The 16,180-nt window shown below is 71.1% G+C and carries 14 protein-coding genes; 4 read left to right on the plus strand and 10 right to left on the minus strand.

Translation table 11 applies throughout. The annotated features are described in order from the left end of the window. Window positions 1–58: 58 nt before the first annotated feature. Complete coding sequence (locus WFK95_RS22645; RefSeq protein WP_336672069.1) at window positions 59–1,252, plus strand: N-acetylmuramoyl-L-alanine amidase; 1,194 nt, start codon at window positions 59–61, stop codon at window positions 1,250–1,252. Window positions 1,253–1,319: 67 nt separating this feature from the next. Here WFK95_RS22645 and WFK95_RS22650 read toward each other — a convergent pair whose 3' ends face one another. The 9 genes from WFK95_RS22650 to rpmH form a co-directional block, all read right to left on the minus strand. Continuing rightward, complete coding sequence (locus WFK95_RS22650) at window positions 1,320–2,042, minus strand: acetyltransferase (RefSeq protein WP_224644761.1); 723 nt, start codon at window positions 2,040–2,042, stop codon at window positions 1,320–1,322. A 6-nt stretch (window positions 2,043–2,048) separates the two neighbouring features. Beyond that, the gene (locus WFK95_RS22655) at window positions 2,049–3,074 is read right to left on the minus strand and encodes a ParB/RepB/Spo0J family partition protein (RefSeq protein ID WP_224644762.1); all 1,026 of its coding nucleotides are present in this window, start codon (window positions 3,072–3,074) and stop codon (window positions 2,049–2,051) included. 2 nt (window positions 3,075–3,076) lie between these two features. Then, window positions 3,077–3,991, minus strand: coding sequence for a ParA family protein (locus WFK95_RS22660; RefSeq protein WP_224644763.1), 915 nt, complete (start codon window positions 3,989–3,991; stop codon window positions 3,077–3,079). A 2,969-nt stretch (window positions 3,992–6,960) separates the two neighbouring features. Then, window positions 6,961–7,632, minus strand: coding sequence for a 16S rRNA (guanine(527)-N(7))-methyltransferase RsmG (gene rsmG / locus WFK95_RS22665; RefSeq protein ID WP_224644946.1), 672 nt, complete (start codon window positions 7,630–7,632; stop codon window positions 6,961–6,963). A gap of 163 nt (window positions 7,633–7,795) precedes the next feature. Continuing rightward, window positions 7,796–8,359, minus strand: a complete 564-nt coding sequence (locus WFK95_RS22670) for a Jag family protein (protein ID WP_224644764.1) — start codon at window positions 8,357–8,359, stop codon at window positions 7,796–7,798. Window positions 8,360–8,405: 46 nt separating this feature from the next. Continuing rightward, on the minus strand, window positions 8,406–9,545 hold the full coding sequence (yidC, locus tag WFK95_RS22675; RefSeq protein ID WP_224644765.1) for a membrane protein insertase YidC: 1,140 nt from the start codon (window positions 9,543–9,545) through the stop codon (window positions 8,406–8,408). Window positions 9,546–9,652: 107 nt separating this feature from the next. Then, entirely contained in the window at window positions 9,653–9,913 is a 261-nt protein-coding gene (gene yidD, locus WFK95_RS22680) for a membrane protein insertion efficiency factor YidD (RefSeq protein WP_224644766.1), read from the minus strand. Next, window positions 9,910–10,290 carry a ribonuclease P protein component gene (gene rnpA, locus WFK95_RS22685; protein ID WP_374201258.1) on the minus strand — a complete coding sequence of 127 codons (381 nt, stop codon included), beginning with the start codon at window positions 10,288–10,290 and terminating at the stop codon, window positions 9,910–9,912. The genes yidD and rnpA overlap by 4 nt, the downstream gene beginning before the upstream one ends. 110 nt (window positions 10,291–10,400) lie before the next feature. Beyond that, a complete protein-coding gene (gene rpmH, locus WFK95_RS22690) occupies window positions 10,401–10,544 on the minus strand; it encodes a 50S ribosomal protein L34 (protein ID WP_224644767.1) in 144 nt (47 codons plus the stop codon). A 643-nt stretch (window positions 10,545–11,187) separates the two neighbouring features. Here rpmH and dnaA point away from each other — a divergent pair. Further along, window positions 11,188–12,681 carry a chromosomal replication initiator protein DnaA gene (dnaA, locus tag WFK95_RS22695; RefSeq protein WP_336672070.1) on the plus strand — a complete coding sequence of 498 codons (1,494 nt, stop codon included), beginning with the start codon at window positions 11,188–11,190 and terminating at the stop codon, window positions 12,679–12,681. A 62-nt stretch (window positions 12,682–12,743) separates the two neighbouring features. On the opposite strand, the gene WFK95_RS22700 is transcribed toward dnaA, so the two are convergent. Continuing rightward, window positions 12,744–13,625 (minus strand): hypothetical protein, encoded by an 882-nt coding sequence (locus WFK95_RS22700; protein ID WP_336672071.1) that lies wholly within the window; start codon window positions 13,623–13,625, stop codon window positions 12,744–12,746. A gap of 456 nt (window positions 13,626–14,081) precedes the next feature. On the opposite strand from WFK95_RS22700, the gene dnaN reads away from it, so the two are divergent. Continuing rightward, complete coding sequence (gene dnaN / locus WFK95_RS22705) at window positions 14,082–15,245, plus strand: DNA polymerase III subunit beta (protein ID WP_224644770.1); 1,164 nt, start codon at window positions 14,082–14,084, stop codon at window positions 15,243–15,245. A gap of 37 nt (window positions 15,246–15,282) precedes the next feature. Continuing rightward, a complete protein-coding gene (gene gnd, locus WFK95_RS22710) occupies window positions 15,283–16,167 on the plus strand; it encodes a phosphogluconate dehydrogenase (NAD(+)-dependent, decarboxylating) (protein ID WP_224644771.1) in 885 nt (294 codons plus the stop codon). The last annotated feature ends 13 nt before the right edge of the window (window positions 16,168–16,180 follow it).

The raw sequence follows: 16,180 nt of genomic DNA on the forward strand, positions 1-16,180 counted from the left end.
TACTCGATTTCCCGTCCTGCGGGCCGCCCGCCCGCAGGAAGCTACCGAAGGGTCCTCCATGCCACGCATCAGCCTCGGTGATCACGGTGGCGCCGTGGCGGAGATCCGCGGCATCCTCGCCGACCAGGGCTTCCTCCGGGACTACGTGGCCCCCACCGACCTGGTGGTCGGCGGGTGGACCGTCCCAGAGGCCGTCTTCGACCGCCGCTTGGACCGCGCCACCCGCGCCTTCCAGCAGCAGCGCGGCCTGCTGGTCGACGGTGTCGTAGGCCCCGCCACGTACCGGGCGCTCCGCGAGTCCACCTACCAGCTGGGCGCGCGCACGCTGAGCTACATCGCCTCCGCGCCCCCGTCGGGCGACGACGTGGCGGCCCTGCAGGCGCGCCTGCAGAACCTCGGCTTCTACGCCGGCATGATCGACGGCCTCTTCGGCCCGCAGACCCACCTGGGCCTCTCGGCCTACCAGCGCGAGTTCGGCCTCGTCGCGGACGGCATCTGCGGGCCCGCCACGCTGCGCTCGCTGACCTTCCTCGGCTCCCGGGTGACGGGCGGCTCGCCGCACGCCATCCGCGAGGAGGAGCACGTCCGCAGCTCCGGCCCGCGGCTGTCGGGCAAGCGCATCGTCATCGATCCGGGCCTGGGCGGCCCCGACCGCGGCGTCGCCGTGCGCGGGCCCGACGGCCGGCCCATCACGGAGGAGGAGATCCTCTGGGACCTGGGCTCGCGGCTCGAGGGCCGCATGGCCGCCGCCGGCATGGAGACCTACCTGTCGCGCCCGCGCGGCATGGACGCCGACGACAGCACCCGCGCGTACACGGCGAACACCTTCGACGCCGACATGATGATCGCGCTGCGCACCGCGCACTACCCCAACGACCGCGCCCACGGCGTGGCCTCGTTCCACTTCGGCAACACGCACGGCGCCAGCTCCAACATCGGCCGCAACCTGGCCGGCTTCATCCAGCGCGAGATCGTCGCGCGGACGCCGCTCACGGACTGCCACTACCACGGCCGCACCTGGGACATCGTGCGCCTGACGCGGATGCCCACGGTGCAGATCGACATCGGCTACACCACCAACCCGCACGACGCGGCCGTCCTGGCCTCGCCGCAGATGCGCGACACCATCGCCGAGGCCATCCTCGTGGCGGTCAAGCGCCTGTACCTGCTGGGCGAGAACGACCGCCCCACCGGCACCTACACCTTCGCCGAGCTCCTCGAGCTCGAGGAGAACGCCGAGAACCGGGCCTGACGGTCCGCCGCCCGCGCGCCCGGCACGGGGGAGCGCACCGTCGGGGCCTGAGCGGCCCCGTGCGGCGTCAGCGCTCCCCGGCCCTCCCCACGGGTGCCGCGGCGTCCCCCGTGCCCTCCAGCGCGGTCCTGAGGGCCGCTTCGGCGGCGCCGGCGGCCAACAGCTGCTCCAGGGCGTGCTCGACGCCCGCCTTCCAGCCCAGCCCCTCGGACAGTTCGAGGCGCAGCCGCGGGAAGCGGTGGTGCGGCGCGACGGTCTCGAAGCCCATCTGCTCCAGGAAGTCGGCGTCGGTCAGGGGCGGGGTCTTGCACCCGCACGGACCGCAATTGATCTGCGCCACAACGTCTTCCGTCAACATCCCGACGGGGGTGAGCAGGGCGAAGGCCTCCACCGCGCGGACGCCGCGGCGCACCAGGTCGGTGCACACGGCGGTCACCAGCTCCTCTTTGACGCGCACGTCCATGCCCGGTTCGGCGCCGGCCCAGGTGAGCAGGACCGCGTCGGGGCTGACGGGGGCGGTGGGGAAGTCGGCGACCCGGGGAACGCTGCGGGGCGGCGCGTAGAAGGCCACGCCCACCACCCGTTCGGTGCCGTCGACGGCGTGGTCGATCGCGACCTGCCCGCAGGAGCCCCACTCCAGCATGAGCATCGACAGCCACGCCTCTTTGTCGAACTCGGTGTCGGTGAGGGTCTCACCGTCCGGCGCGACCTCCCAGTAGACGCAGCGGCGGATGTGCCGCGGCAGGTCGTCGAAGCCGCCCAGGGTGAGGGGGACGATCGTCAGCGCCATGCCGCGTCACTTCTCGGCGAGCAGGGTGACGATGCGCTCGAGATCGTCGACGGAGCCGACCTCCACGACGATCCTGCCCTTCCGCTTCCCCATGGAGACGGTGACCTTGGTGTCGAGGCGATCGGCGATCCGGTCGGCCACCTCGCGCAGGCCCGGGTCGGCCGGCTGCGGACGCTTGGGCGCCGCGGGTACGACGGTGCCGTCGCCGCGGTTCGCGAGGGTGACCGCCTCCTCGGTGGCCCGCACCGACAGGCCCTCGGCGACGATCCGCGCGGCGAGGAGGTCCTGCGCCTCGGCGCCGGCCTCCAGGGCGAGGAGCGCCCGGGCGTGACCGGCCGAGAGCACCCCGGCGGCGACGCGGCGCTGCACGGCGACGGGCAGCCGCAGCAGCCGGATGGTGTTGGTGACGACGGGCCGCGAGCGCCCGAGGCGGGTGGCGAGCTCGTCGTGGGTGACGCCGAACTCCTCGAGCAGCTGCGCGTAGGCGGCCGCCTCCTCGAGGGGGTTGAGCTGCACCCGGTGGATGTTCTCGAGGAGCGCGTCGCGGAGCATGTCGCCGTCGGCGGTCTCACGCACGATCGCGGGGATGGCGGCGAGGCCCGCCTCCTGGCTGGCGCGCCAGCGCCGCTCGCCCATGACGAGCTGGTAGCGCAGCTCGCCCTGCGGCCGGGGGAGCGGGCGAACCACGATCGGCTGCATGAGCCCGAACTCGCGGATCGAATGGACGAGCTCGGCGAGCCCCTCCTCGTCGAAGACCGAACGGGGCTGCTGCGGGTTCGGCTGGATCGCCGCCGGGGGGATCTCCCGGTACACGGCGCCGGACTCCGCGAGGTCCGACGGTGCCGGCTCCTCCGTCGCGGGCCGGGCCTGCCGCGCGGGCCGCTCGCGCGGGTCCTCCGGGGCCGGGGTCGCCGGCCGCGCACCGATGATGACGTCGGCTGCGGCGTTGCCGAGCCGGGGGCCCTCCTCGGGGCCGGTGGGGATGAGTGCGGCGAGTCCGCGGCCGAGGCCGCCCTTCTTCTGCGCGGCCATGACTACACCGCCTGCCCGGCGCCGCGGAAGGCGAGCTCGCGGCCCGCGTCGAGGTAACTCATCGCACCGCGGGAGCCCGGGTCGTAGTCGAGGACCGTCGTGCCGTAGCCGGGCGCCTCCGAGACCTTGACGCTGCGCGGGATCGTCGCGCCGAGCACCCGCTCGCCGAAGTGGTTGCGCACCTCGGCGGCCACCTGGTCGGCGAGCTTGGTGCGCGCGTCGTACATCGTGAGGAGCACGGTCGAGACGTGGAGGTCCTTGTTCAGGTGCGACTGCACGAGCTCGATGTTGCGGAGCAGCTGCCCCACGCCCTCGAGCGCGTAGTACTCGCACTGGATCGGGATGAGCACCTCCTTCGCCGCGACGAGCGCGTTGACCGTGAGGAGACCCAGCGACGGCGGGCAGTCGATGAAGACGTAGTCGATGTCCTCCGCCGCCGCGACGCTGAGCGCGTTCTTCAGCCGGGTCTCACGGGCCACCATGCTGACGAGCTCGATCTCGGCGCCGGCGAGGTCGATCGTCGCGGGCACGCAGAAGAGATTGGGGGAGTGCGGGCTCTGCGCCATCGCCTCCTCCAGCGTCGTCTCGCCGAGCAGGAGCTCATAGGTCGACGGGACGCCCGAGCGGTGGTCGACGCCGAGCGCCGTGCTCGCATTGCCCTGCGGGTCCAGGTCGACGACGAGGACGCGCAACCCCTGCAGCGCGAGCGCGGCGGCGAGGTTCACCGCGGTGGTCGTCTTGCCGACGCCGCCCTTCTGGTTGGCGATCGTCAGGACGCGGCGCTCCAACGGCTTGGGCAGGGTGCCCGCCGCCCCGGGAGTCAGGACCTGGCTGGCACGGCGGGCGGCCGCGGCGATGGGGGTGTCATCTTCAGTGGTTCCACGTGAAACGTCGAAGCCGGATTCGTGATCAGTCACGCGCTCTCCTCAGCTGTTGACCCCATCCTAGTTTCTCCGCGAGGGTGCGTCAGCCCGGCCTCCGCGAGGACGACCCGTTCCGTCCGCGGCCCGTCGCCACGCGGGGGTTCCACGTGAAACGTCGCCACGTCGTCGACGCACGTCCCTCCGCCGACGGTGCCGGCACGGCTGTGTCCGGCACCTCGGCGCCAGCGACGTGGCACGCCTGATCCCGATGACCCCGCCGGGCGCGTCGACGCGGATTCTTGTCGCGGCGGCGGCGTCGTCGTCATATCCGGGGGAGCGGGCCGGCCGGTGCCGTCGCGGCGTGTACCGCCGCTCGGTCGTCCCGCCGCCTTCGGCTGACGGCGCGAGCGCCCAGCCGGTCCGCGGTGACGGGGTCCCGTACGTCACTTCGACGAAGACCGGCCCGCCGCGGTCGCCGCCGAGTCGAGACACGGTGTCGACGTTCCACGTGAAACAGACGCCACGGCGACGTCAGGAACGGCGCCGGCAAGAGCGGCGGTGTGCCCATCGTCGGCCACGTCGCGCTACCCCGCGGCGTCGATCGGCCCCGTGCCGCGGAGTCAACGCCGCGGACTGCGCGCTCCCGATCGTCCAGTCCCCGCGCCGGCATCGGTCTGTGCTTCGTGCCGTCGGCCATCGCCCGCGATCCGCAGGCCGCCGCGGCGTCGCCTCGCGTCGCGACAGGAGCGCCCGGTGGCGTGTCCAAGGCGCGCGCACGGCTCGAGGGCGGTCTCTTGGTCGGCAGAGTCGGTGCGCTCCGCGCCGGTGTCGCTCGGGACGGTCTTCATGCCGCCGTCGCACGTCCGTGTCAGCACCTCGCCGGCTACTTCTCGTTTTCGTGTCTCGCCGCCCGCCCGTCACTCCGTTCCTCACTGCGGCGCTCGCCGGGGCAGGCGATCCGGCCACACGAATGCTGCGCTCTACGGGCGCCCGTTCCGTGCTCATCGCCTCGGCGGCGAGACGACGCCGCGCCATCGGGAGCGTTCCACGTGAAACGTCCCGCCCATCTGTTCTGGCACCGGAATCAGCGCGACCGTTCACGCACCTACGCCACGCCGACCGGCAGCCTGTTCCACGTGAGCCGATGCGCCCGTCCATCCGTGCACCGGAGCCTGCTCGCACACGGCGCACCGTCGCCGTGTCCCACCGTCCCGCGATGCGCCGGCCTTCCCTCACCCCACCCACAAAGCCGTCGGTTCTCGTCACACGTCGCACCGTCCTCCGTTCCCGCGAGTCCCCTCGTCGGCGTCCCATCCCGTTCCGCTTCGCGCTTTCCGCGGTACCCCACCCCGACGCCGGTCCGCCGAACCATGTCTCCGCCCGTTCCACGTGAAACGCCGCCTCGTCCGCGCGAGTATCTGCGACGCTCCCACATGCACGACCGCATAGCGGCCACGTCTCCCGCGGGCCCGATGCCGACAGGTCTGCGGTTCCACGTGAAACGCGCCCTCGTCCGCGCGAGCGTCTGCGCCGCTCACGCACACACGACCGGATGTCGGCCATGTCTCCTCGCGAGGACGCCGACGGGTCTGCCGTTCCACGTGAAACACAGCGAGTCGCGAATCGCTCCGGTGCGCGGTGATCCGCGGTGCGAGCTCTCCGGCCAATGCCGCGAGCGCGGCCCCGGTTCATTCGTCGGGACAACTCCTCGCCCGCCGACTTCTTGTGGGTCGTGCCGGTCCAGTCGACGCCCGCAGAGCCCGACCCAGCGCCGCCATCAACACCTGGGCAGACCGGCCGGCCAGGCGCCTACTCCACTCCGCGACCCATTCGGACCGCCGCGTGAGCCCACCGACCGCGGCGCAGCGCTATCCCGCTTCCCACGTTCGGCCGCCCGCGCCGGTTCGGGGAGTAGCCCTTGGGGAACGGCGTGTGCATCCGGCTCGTCCCTCCTCGCCGTGGGCTCGGGAACGACCGCACGACGGGCCGTGCAAGTCTCACCCTGGACCGCCGTCGCAGCCGATTCCAGGGACTCTGTGGCTCGCCCCCGGTCGGCAGGCGAAATCGGCAGGGGAAGGAGCAGCCCTACCCGCCGCACGAGTCCGCCGCCGCGCCCAGGACCGCCCAGCGCCGCCTCGCGCTGCGCCGCGCCGTCCGCTGCACGCCGCCCGCACCCCGGTTCCGATCGCTCCCTACGCGGCGTGCCTACCCCGAGTACCGCCGGCTCCGCCGTCGCCAACGAGGCGGCGACTCACCGCGGGGGCAGGGCGGCCCGCCCCCAGAGAGAGACGATCGGGCGAGCGGCTCCCGGCGGACGGCGCCGCACGCGCTCCGCTTCGAGCCGCTCGGCGCACCAGCGCTTCTCCGCCGGACCGATGGGATGGGTCGAGATCACTGTCCGGTCACTGTCCGGAGATCCCGTCTCGGCGCTGGACTCACGCGCCCGCTGCGGCGGCCCCGACCCGGCCGGGCTCCCGAGTCGTCCACTCCCGAACCGAGGACGGGGCACCCGATGACTCGTCCGCAGGGTCCCGGGCGCCCGGCAGCCTCTCCGGTCGCACGCCGCCCGAGTGACTCGCCCTCGGCGAATGACAGCCGACGGTGCTCGGACGCGCCCTCATTCAACTCCGCCTGGGCCTCCGGATCGAGGCTCAGCTCGCCGACGAACGAGCCCGCTCGACGCTCCGTCAGACGGTCAGGTGATGGCCCGGCGGCGCGACCGGGCCGGCCGATCCCGAGCGGCCGCGGGCTCACCGTCGCGGTTCACGGGGAGCCGGCGCCGGCCCGCCCGCGGCGGGGACTCGCGCCGAGACCGGTGACCTCGGTGTCGGGGGAGTGGGGGTGAAAGGACGCAGATCCCATCGCGGCCGATCGTCCCACGGCGATTTTCTCGTACGATCGTGCCAAATAGGCCACCGAGGGACGCGCTGTGGGGCCGTCAGAATCCGGCTGGTGTCACGTGTCGAAACAGCCCGTGGGTGGTCGGGTGCGCGAAAACCGCGCCGTAAATGTCCGGTTTCGGGCTAGCGTCGAGCCTTGGCACGCTTCTTCTTCACCGGCGCGCGACGGACGGCACGCACCACGGTGGTCGCGGGATCGACGATGCCGACGCCGCACAACACGACCTCCGGATCGCGCAGACCCGCCTTCGTCAGGATCGCGCCGTGCTCCTCGATCTCCTCCGCCGCGCGCGAGCCCTTGAGCGCGAGCAGCCGCCCGCCGTCGCGGAGCAGGGGAGCGGACCACGGGGCTAGCTTGGGGAAGCCGGACACCGCGCGCGACGTCACCGCGTCCGCACCGCCGACCGCCTCGACGACGGAGCGCTCCTCGGCGCGACCTCGGACCACGCGGACGTTCGGCAGCCGCGGCCCGCAGAACTCCTCGAGGAACACGGCGCGGCGCAGCAGCGGCTCCACGAGGATCACCTCGACGTCCGGCCGGGCGATCGCCACCGGCACGCCGGGCAGGCCGGCGCCGCTCCCGATGTCGACGAGGGTCTCGCCGGCCTCGAGCAGCTCGCCGAGCACGGCGCAGTTCAGCACGTGCCGCTCCCAGAGCCGCGGAACCTCACGCGGGCCGATCAGCCCGCGGACGACGCCGTCGGTCGCGAGCACCCGGGCGTACTCCTCGGCGAGCCCGAGGCGATCGCCGAAGACCTCCCGCGCGACCGGGGGAGCGGGGGGCAGCGCGTCCACACTCGCCTCGTCGTCGGCGGGGTTCTCCGCCACCTCGTCGCGCCGTTCCACGTGAAACCTCTCTTGTAACAATCGCACACACCAGTTTCGGGCTATCCGTGCCCGGAAACGACGATGGGCCCCAGGCGCACGGCCCGGGACCCATCGTTCACCTACGTCCAGTCTAGGCGCTGGGCAGCACCACGACGCGACGGTTCGGCTCCGCGCCCTCGCTCTCCGAGCGGACACCGTCGACCTTGGCGACGGCGTCGTGGACGATCTTGCGCTCGAACGGCGTCATCGGCTTGAGCGACTCCTTCTCGCCGGACTCCGCGACCCGCTGCGCGATCTCGGTGCCGAGGCCGGAGAGGCGGGTGCGCCGGCCCGCGCGCCACCCGGCGACGTCGAGCATCAAGCGGCTGCGGTCACCGGTGGACTGCTGCACCGCGAGCCGGGTCAGCTCCTGGAGGGCATCGAGCACCTCGCCGCGCTGGCCGACCAGCTTCGCCAGGTCCTCGCCGCCGTCGATCGCGACGATGGCGCGGCCACCCTCCACGTCGAGGTCGATATCGCCGTCGAAGTCGAGGATGTCGAGCAGCTGCTCGAGGTAGTCGGCGGCGATCTCGCCCTCCTCGACCAGCTCGTCGACCTCGTCCGCGGGGCTCTCGTCGGCGGGGCTCTCGGCCGGGACCTCGGCGATGGCCTCGGTCACGGTCTGCTCCTCCTCGACGGTCACGTCGTCAGGCATGGGTACTCCTTGGGAATTCGATCATCAGGGGTTCGTGGGGCCGCGCTCAGCGCTTGCGCTTCTTGTTCCGATTGCGCTGCTGCTGGTTGCGCTGCTGCTGCCGCGCATTGGCGGAGGGGTGCTGGGGCTTCGGCTTGGCTCCGGGGGTCGGCTTCGACGGTGCCGCCTCCTCCGCCGCGTCCTCGGCGTCGTCGGACACCGTCTCCGCGGCCTTGGTGAGGGACGTCGCCGTGCCGGCCTTCTTGGGCTTCGCACCGGGCTTCGGGGCATTCTCGGCCCGCTTTTCCTGTGCCAGCCGCTTCTTCTCCTCGTCCTCCTTGTCGAGCTTGCCGAAGACGATGTGCTGCTGGCAGTACGTCCAGATGTTCTGGGTGACCCAGTAGATCAGGATGGCGACGGGCAGGAAGAAGCCACCGACCAGGACGCCGATGGGGAAGACCCACAGCATGAGGCGGTTCATGATGGCCGTCTGCGGGTTGTCCAGCGAGGCGACGGGCTGGCGGGCGATCGACGCGCGCGAGTTGAAGTGGGTGGCGAGGGCCGCGACGATCATCAGCGGCACCGAGAGCGCGATGATCCACCACTTCTGGAAGTTCGGCTCGATGTACGCGAGGTCCGGACCCACGGGCATGAAGGCCTGGAACTGCGCGACGGGCTCCTGGACGTACGAGGACAGCGGCACGCCGAAGAGGCGCGCATCGAGGAAGCTCTGCACGTCGGTCGCGGAGAAGAAGTAGTTCGCCGTGTGCCGGGTCTCGTACGCGTTCATGTCCGGCGAGCCGAACATCTGCGCGGTACCGCCACTCATCCGGTTGAACGAGCGCAGCACGTGGAACAGGCCGATGAACACCGGCACCTGCAACAGCGCGGGGAGGCAGCCGAGCAGCGGGTTGAAGCCGTGCTCCTTCTGGAGCTTCTGCATCTCCAGGGCCAGCTTCTGCCGGTCCTTGCCGTACTTCTTCCGCAGCGCCTGCATCTGCGGCTGGAACTCCTGCATCTGCCTGGTCGTCTTGATCTGCCGGACGAAGGGCTTGTACAGGATGGCGCGCAGGGTGAGCACCAGGAAGATCACGGAGAGGGCCCACGTGATCCCGCTATCGGGGCCGAGGCCGGGCACGATGGAGAAGACCTTGTGCCAGACCCACATGATGCCCGACACCGGGTAGTACACGTAGTCCAAGGACATCGGATTGAAACTTGACACGGGGCTGTGCTCCTTGCCGATCTATTTCGAACAGGTTCGTGGGCGCGGTGATTCGCGCATCGGGGGGTGGAAGCCGCTGGCGGCGGCGGCTATTCCGGGACGGGGTCCCAACCGCCGCGGTGCCACGGCCCGCACTTGAGCAGGCGAATGGTACTGAGGTACACGCCCTTGACGGCGCCGTGCGCCGAAAGCGCCTCCACCGCATACTCGCTGCAGGTGGGAGTGAATCGGCACGTCGGCGGCCGCACGGGGGAGATCCATGTCCGGTACAGCTGCACCAGAGAGATCAATGCCCGCCGGGGCACAGCGCGCAGCGTGCTCCCGGCGCTCGTACGTGGGGCCGCGGTCACAGCGCACCCAGCTTCGTCAGGCCCGAACGCAGTTGTGCGGTCAGCTCGTTCGCGTCGTCGTCCGCCGCAGCACGCAGCGCGCGGATCACGACGAGGGCCCCGTCGTCCAGCTCGCCGGCCACGGAGGCGGCGGCGGCGCGCAGCCGGCGCGCGACGGAATGCCGAATCACCGCGTTGCCCACGGCTTTCGAGACGACCAGGCCCACCCTCGGCGCCGGCGTCACCGGATCGTCCGTGGACACGACGAGGCCCGGTCCCCCCTCGGAAGCGGGGACCGGGCTCGTCTTCGTCGATGTCGCCACGTGCACCACGATGGAGCGGCGGCCCACACGCCTACCGCCTTTGACCGCCGCGGCGAAGTCGCGCGACGAACTCATGCGGTAGCGGGCGGGTAGCACGTCAGTGGTCTGCCTTCTCCATCGCCTTTGCAGCAGCGCCACCGCGACCGGGCGGACCGGTACGCGGTGGCGCTACGCGAGAGGGGAAATCAGGCCGTCAGCTTCGCGCGGCCCTTGGTCCGACGCGAAGCGACGATCGCGCGCCCGGCACGGGTGCGCATACGGAGACGGAAGCCGTGCACCCGCGCGCGGCGACGGTTGTTCGGCTGGAACGTCCGCTTGCCCTTGGCCACGGTGACACTCCTTGTTCAATGGGCGGCGCTCATGCGCCGCCGTTCGGTGGACGGAAATCTTCGGCGGCACGTGAAGCTCGACTTGAGGTCGAACTCGCCCGAGGAATCGGTGTGCGCACAGACCGGTCAAGACTACTTATCCCCACTGACAAGGTCAAACCGAGGCACGCGGGACGGCGTGACGAGCCTCACAATCCGTCCGCGGCGACACGCCGAGCGCCTCCGACATCCCACCGCATCCTGCGGGAATGTGCGTTGTGTTGAGGACCGCGCTCCACTCTGTTAACTTTGCCGAATGCGATTGCTGAGCACGGCCGCGGCACCCCGTGGACCCCGAGCACGGCAGCTTCGGGCCGAAGGGCACCGGGCGTGTAGCGGGCTCGGTGCTGCACCGTAATCCGGTTCGACCGGAGCACTGACCCGCAGTTCTACGACCTCGTCGTTCCCAGCCGAAGCCAACGGCTGACAACACCTGTACCCGCAGTCCTCCACACCTGTGGATGAACCTGTGGAGTACAGTTCATCCGCAGGTCGGGCGGGGTGCTGTTATGCACAGCCCGACATGGAACGTGTGAACGTGCGAACGAGAACGCCGGTCGGAAGCCGGAGACCGAAGGCTTTCAAACCCGGTGTGGAGGACCTGATGACCGTCGATCCGCTGATCGAGACGTGGACCGCCGTGGTCGACGAACTCTGCGGAGACAACACCGACCGCACCCTCACCAAGCAGGAGAAGGCCTGGCTCAAGCTGGTCCAGCCGCTGACCCTGACCGAGGGCTTCGCGCTCGTGGCGGTGCCCTCCCAGCTCATGAAGGACGCGATCGAGCGCAGCCTCCGCGAGCCGCTCGTGGCGGCGCTCTCGACCCGGCTGGGGCAGGACGTGGAGCTCGGCGTGCGCATCTCGCCCGACGCCACGCCGCCGGCCGCGCCGCCCGCCCCCGTCGCAGTCGCGGTGGACGAGGGCCCCTCCGGCCCGAGTACGGCGGACCTCACCGTTCCCGTCAGTGAGATCGCGGCGGGGGCGCGCGGCGCACCGTCACCGTCGGTCCACCTGCCCCCGCCGATGACCGGCCCGGCGACCAACGGCACGGCGATGACCGGATCGTCCGGCTCGAGCCTGAACCAGAAGTACACCTTCGAGACCTTCGTCATCGGCGCCTCGAACCGGTTCGCGCACGCCGCCGCCTTCGCCGTCGCCGAGGCCCCGGCCCGTGCGTACAACCCCCTCTTCATCTGGGGCGAGTCCGGGCTCGGCAAGACCCACCTGCTGCACGCCGCCGGCCACTACGCCCGCCGCCTGTTCCCCGGGATGCGCGTGAAGTACGTGTCCACGGAGGAGTTCACGAACGACTTCATCAACTCGCTCAAGGACGACCGGCAGGTCCAGTTCAAGCAGCGGTACCGCGACGTGGACATCCTCCTGGTCGACGACATCCAGTTCCTCGAGGGGAAGCTGGGTATCCAGGAGGAGTTCTTCCACACCTTCAACACCCTGCACAACGCGAACAAGCAGATCGTGGTCTCCTCCGACCGCCCGCCGAAACAGCTGGCGACACTGGAGGACCGGCTGCGCACGCGGTTCGAGTGGGGCCTGATCACCGACGTCCAGCCGCCCGAGCTGGAGATCCGCATGGCGATCCTGCTCAAGAAGGCGCAGATGGAGCGGATCCACGTGCCGCCGGACGTGCTGGAGCTCATCGCGACACGCATCGACCGGAACATCCGCGAGCTCGAGGGCGCGCTGATCCGCGTCACGGCGTTCGCCTCGCTGACCCAGACCGACGTGACGTACGAGCTCGCCGAGATGGTGCTCCGCGACCTGGTGCCCGACACCACGACCATCGAGATCTCCTCCAGCACCATCCTTTCCGTGGTGGCGGAGTACTTCGAGATCTCGGTCGCGGACCTCAAGGGCATCGAGCGCGCGCGGGCCGTGACGCACGCGCGGCAGATCGCCATGTACCTGTGCCGCGAGCTGACCGAGCTTTCGCTGCCGAAGATCGGGCAGATCTTCGACCGCGACCACACCACGGTCATGTACGCCGAGCGGAAGATCCGCAAGGAGATGCCGGAGCGGCGCCGGGTCTACGACCAGGTGCAGGAACTCACCACGCGCATCAAGCGCCGCAGCCAGTAGTCGAACGCCACCGCGGGCCGGCGCCCGTCGGCGCCCGACCCGCGATCACATCGGCGGCGCGCCTACGAACGACCCGCCGTGCAGATCAGCGGTCCGCCCGAGCCGTCGGTACTGCTCTCCTCGGAGACGACCTTGCCGTTGCGGGTGATCGAGCAGCCGACGTCGCCGGTGTAACCGAGGACCGTCACCGTGACCAGCGGCGCGTCCGAGGTGAACGCCTTCGACCACGGGAGCGGCTGCGTACCGAAGAGACCCGTATCCGGCACGCCCACCGTGACGAGCTGCGCCGAGCCGCTGCCCGTGACCTCCACCCGCCACTGACGGGCGTCGGGCCCCGTGCTCGAGCCGCCGCCGAAGATGGGCGGGATCGAGATGCCCGACGGGACGCCGCTGGGCAGCGTGATGCCGCCGGGCTTGGTGCTCGTGGTGGTCGTGGTCGGGGGAGCGGTCGTCGTCTCGGACGAGGCCGTCGTGTTCGACGGGCCGCCGCTGGTCGCCACGAGCGCGACGATCACCGCGAGAACGAGCGCGAAGGCCACCGCCGCCGCGGCGATCCACAGCAGCTTCCGGTTGCCGCCCGAGCCGTCACCGTCGCCGCCCGAACCACCGCCCGGGCCGCCGGGGCCCGGGGGAGGACCCTGCGGCGGCTGCGCGCCGTACTGGCCGTACTGATCCCCGTACGCGCCGGGCGCGCCCGGCGCGTAGCCGAGCTGATAGCCACCGTCGTACTGCTGCGTGGGCGGCTCCTGCGGCCCCGGCCCGGCGGGCCCCACCGGGCCTCCGACGGGTGCCTGCGGGCCCTGCGGTGCGCCCGGATCTACCGGTCCGTCACCGGGGCGCTCGTATTCGCGTGTCGGTTTCGGCACATTCTGCGCGGCGGGGCCGACGGGGTAGTTCTGGCCGCCGGGGTGCTCTCCCGGGCGCTGCGGATCCGGATATCCCATGGTCACACCGTACGCGCCGGGCGGCGGCCGGAGAACTGTGAGTTACTCACCAGTACTGCACACAGCCTGTGGATAGATCCCCGAAATCCCAGGAGTGACCTGGGGAGAGTTCATCCACAGGTTTCCACAGGCGGCGTTCCTCACCAATCACACGGATGTAGTTCCACAATCGCTGCGGCGCGTCGTCAACACCCCGACACGCCACCCGCGCTGCGCGGACGGCGAGTTTCCACATCCTCCACAGGCCTTATGACGATGACATATTTCTTCCCTAGATACTTCTTCTGAAAAGAGGCGCAGTGAAGGTCCGGCGGACTCCGCTGGCCCGAACCGGTAGTTCGCGCCAGCGGCCACCTGAACGCCACCGGATCACTCCGGCTCCTATAGCATCGAAGACCTCACGGTCGTGCCCGCCACGCCGTCCCCGAACGACCCCCACCGAAAGGCCCCGTCGGCATGAAGTTTCGCGTCCCGCACGAGGAGTTCGCCGAATCCGTCGCGTGGGTGGCGCGCAGCCTGCCCTCGCGCCCACCGGTGCCGGTGCTCGGCGGCGTCCTGCTCACCGCGGGTGACGACGGCCTGACCGTGTCGGGATTCGACTACGAGGTCTCCGCGCAGGTGCGCGTCGGCGCCGAGGTCGCCGACGAGGGCCAGGCCCTCGTCTCCGGCCGCCTGCTCGCGGACATCACGAAGGCGCTGCCGAACAAGCCCGTCGACGTGCAGCTCGACACCACCCGCGTCGCGATCACCTGCGGTAGCGCGAAGTTCTCGCTGCCGACGATGCCCGTCGAGGACTACCCGCAGCTGCCCGAGCTGCCGCAGCAGACAGGCGCCATCGAGCGCGGCACCTTCGCCGAGGCGATCGCGCAGGTCGCGATCGCCGCCGGCAAGGACGACACGCTGCCGATGCTCACCGGCATCCGGGTCGAGATCGAGGGCGAGCGCGTCGTGCTCGCGGCCACCGACCGGTTCCGGCTCGCGGTCCGCGAGTTCGACTGGCAGCCCGCCTCGTCCGACGTCAAGGCCGCGGTCCTGGTGCCGGCGAAGACCCTCTCCGAGGCCGCGAAGACCTTCGCCGTCGACCCGGAGGTCGGCATCGCGCTGGGCGCCGGCTCGGCCGTGGGCGCCGACGGCCTGCTCGGCGTGGTCGGCGCGGACCGTCGCACCACCACCCGGCTGCTGGACGCGGACTTCCCGAAGTTCCGGCAGCTGCTGCCCGCGTCGCACACCGCCCTCGCCACGATGGAGATCGCGCCGCTGCTCGAGGCCATCAAGCGCGTGGCCCTCGTCGCCGACCGCGGCGCGCAGGTCCGGATGGAGTTCGCCGACGGCTCGCTGCGCCTCTCGGCCGGCGGCGACGACGCCGGCAAGGCCGAGGAGGAACTGCCCGCCGACTTCCAGGGCGAGGCGCTCACCATCGCCTTCAACCCGGGATACCTGCTGGACGGCCTGGCCGCGATCCACACCGAGTCGGTGACCTTCGGCTTCACCACGCCCAGTCGGCCTGCGGTGCTGCGCCCCGCGGAGGAGAATGGCTACCAGCCGGACGACTCCGGCGCGTTCCCCGCGCCCCAGAGCCCGTACACGTACCTGCTCATGCCGGTGCGCCTGCCCGGCTGATCGAACCGTCGTCTCCGCACGGAAGGGTGCCGCGAACATGCAGTTGGGTCTGATCGGTCTGGGCAAGATGGGCGCGAACATGCGCCAGCGCATCCGCAACGCCGGCCACGAGGTGATCGGCTACGACCCTCGCCCGGAGGTCACCGACGTGCCCTCGCTGGAGGCGCTCGCGGAGTCCCTCGCCGCGCCCCGCACCCTCTGGGTGATGGTGCCCGCCGGCGACATCACCCGCGAGACGGTGCGCAAGCTGGCAGACATCCTCGAGCCCGGCGACCTGGTGATCGACGGCGGCAACTCCCGCTACACCGACGACCAGGTCAACGCGGAACTGCTCTCCACCAAGGGGATCGGCTACCTCGACTGCGGCGTCTCCGGCGGTGTCTGGGGGCTGGAGAACGGCTACGGCCTGATGGTCGGCGGCTCGCAGGCCGACGTCGAGCGCGCCCTGCCGATCTTCGACGCGCTGCGGCCGGAGGGCGTGCGCGAGGACGGCTTCGCGCACAGCGGCCCCGTCGGCGCGGGTCACTACGCCAAGATGATCCACAACGGCATCGAGTACGGCCTGATGCAGGCCTACGGCGAGGGCTACGACCTGCTCGAGGCGGAGCCGCTCATCGAGAACGTTGCCGGCACGCTCCGGGCCTGGAGCAAGGGCACCGTCGTGCGGTCCTGGCTGCTCGACCTGTTGGTCAAGGCCCTCGAGGAGGACCCGGGCCTGCAGGAGATCACCGGCTACACCGAGGATTCCGGCGAGGGCCGGTGGACCGTCGAGGAGGCCATCCGCCACTCGGTGCCCGCGCCCGTCATCGCCGCCGCCCTGTTCGCGCGATTCCAGTCGCGGCAGGACGATTCGGACACCATGAAGGCGGTGTCCGCACTGCGCAACCAGTTCGGCGGGCACGCCGTGCGGCGCGCGGACTGACCGGGGCCGACTG

This window comes from Tsukamurella sp. USMM236 (genome assembly GCF_037148755.1).
GTDB lineage: Bacteria > Actinomycetota > Actinomycetes > Mycobacteriales > Mycobacteriaceae > Tsukamurella.